2 protein-coding genes are annotated in these 1,614 nt (G+C 34.6%); one reads left to right on the forward strand and one right to left on the reverse strand.

The window, feature by feature from the left end; all coding sequences use genetic code 11:
• Positions 1-54: 54 nt before the first annotated feature.
• A complete protein-coding gene (locus tag QZY09_RS00005) occupies positions 55-1,101 on the reverse strand; it encodes a nucleoid-associated protein (RefSeq protein WP_295666399.1) in 1,047 nt (348 codons plus the stop codon).
• Positions 1,102-1,262: 161 nt separating this feature from the next.
• On the opposite strand from QZY09_RS00005, the gene QZY09_RS00010 reads away from it, so the two are divergent.
• Positions 1,263-1,601, forward strand: a complete 339-nt coding sequence (locus QZY09_RS00010; RefSeq protein WP_295666403.1) for a hypothetical protein — start codon at positions 1,263-1,265, stop codon at positions 1,599-1,601.
• Positions 1,602-1,614 lie beyond the last annotated feature (13 nt).

Here is a 1,614-nt window from a genome sequence, read left to right on the forward strand (position 1 = left end):
CACGAAGATCTTCAATACGATTTTCAACAGCAACTAAAAGATTTGGCCATATAATTAAGTCTCTTCATCGAAATATAATTTGTAAAAATTCTTACCACTGAACTCGTCATATCCCTTTTCTATCAAGTCTTTTCGACCATGAATATACACATGGAAATTTTTGTCGAGCTTTAGAATACTCTTGAAAACACGTTGTTGTTTTTTTACAGCAGATAAGTGTATATCAAATTCGTCCTCAATGATAACATGTCTTGAAGCTTCATAGGTTTGCTTGTACTGCGTAAAAGTCTCTATCATTTCTGGGTGATGCAAAACTTCTGTAGCAAACTCATCCATCTTAAAAGCATCTTTCGTTTTAAAATAGTCCATACTCCTATTTAGAAGATCTATCTGATCTGATTTATTGACTTCAAATTTTTCCTGCAACTCATTACTGATAAATAATTTGCACATTCCCATCGCTGCGTCTGTATGATAATAGCTATTTGCAGATGGAACTACCTGTAAAAAATCTTTCACCCAATACTGGGCATCTTGTTGTTTATTAGTATTATCTACCACACAAACTACGTATCCTTCCTCCCTGTTTTTTTTAAATATTAAACAGCCCTTATCGAGTTTATTAATATTTACTCCATCTTCCGCTATTACTTCCCAACTTTGACCATGAGGAAAAACTTTTAAAAATGTCTCCTTGCTTTCACTTTTGAAAATGCCAATAGCTTCAACATATTCTGTTCCAAAGGGTACATTACTAAAATGAGCGATATACATTTCCCCTTCCTTTACTTTGGCATGGGTACTTTTTGTATATAGAAAATGAGCCATCAATGCTGATTGTTGCGTAAACAGCTTGGGATTTTGGAACAATTCAGAGACATAATGATATACTTCGTTCATCCCCAAATCACTGATATGCGTGAAATGATACTGCTCCTCCTCATTAAATGGTCCCAAAAAATACTTAGTAAGCAAGCCCCTAACAATCGAATCATTTAAGGTTAGTGGGTTCATAGAAAGACCTAAAGTCTCCCCCCGGGTTGGATTTCCAATCTTGTGAACTATCACCTCTTCCAACAAAACGCTATCTATTCCTGTCATAATACTACGAAGATAATAGAGAGTTAGTTAGCACAAAATAGTTCCATTCATAAACCAAATTCGTTTTTCGGCCATAAAATGTGCACCTTTACAGTATATATTAAACGGGCATTATCCTTTTGGGATATGATTTGCCTAAAACATTAAACTATTTCTCGACTATGTACACCCAGATTTGGAGCAAATACCTGCCTATTATTAAAATCTTATTAAAGCGTTCTGCTAATGGTAATCAAACGCTGGAATTAAACAGGATTGATTTTGAAAGAGCTGGAACTGGCCGAAAAGCTGGATATAAATTTCTGATAGAGTTTGTAGCTGGAAGAACTATTAATGTTTTAAGTGGTATTCCTTTAGCAAAAGATTTAGCTGATACTATGTTAGCTGATGTGGCTATTAAAGAAATCTTATTAAAAGGAAATTACGAAGTAGCCCTTAATACACGTTTTCAATTAAGTATCAAAAACGTAACCCCGGCAGCAACTACAGAAGAAGCATAATACGCTGATAAAC

The organism is uncultured Mucilaginibacter sp., assembly GCF_903913935.1.
Classification (GTDB): domain Bacteria; phylum Bacteroidota; class Bacteroidia; order Sphingobacteriales; family Sphingobacteriaceae; genus Mucilaginibacter.

Excerpts from the sequence above, each read along its gene's own strand:
- QZY09_RS00010 (WP_295666403.1), top strand. The coding sequence starts at position 1,263 with ATGTACACCCAGATTTGGAGCAAATACCTGCCTATTATTAAAATCTTA.
- QZY09_RS00005 (WP_295666399.1), bottom strand. The coding sequence starts at position 1,101 with ATGACAGGAATAGATAGCGTTTTGTTGGAAGAGGTGATAGTTCACAAG.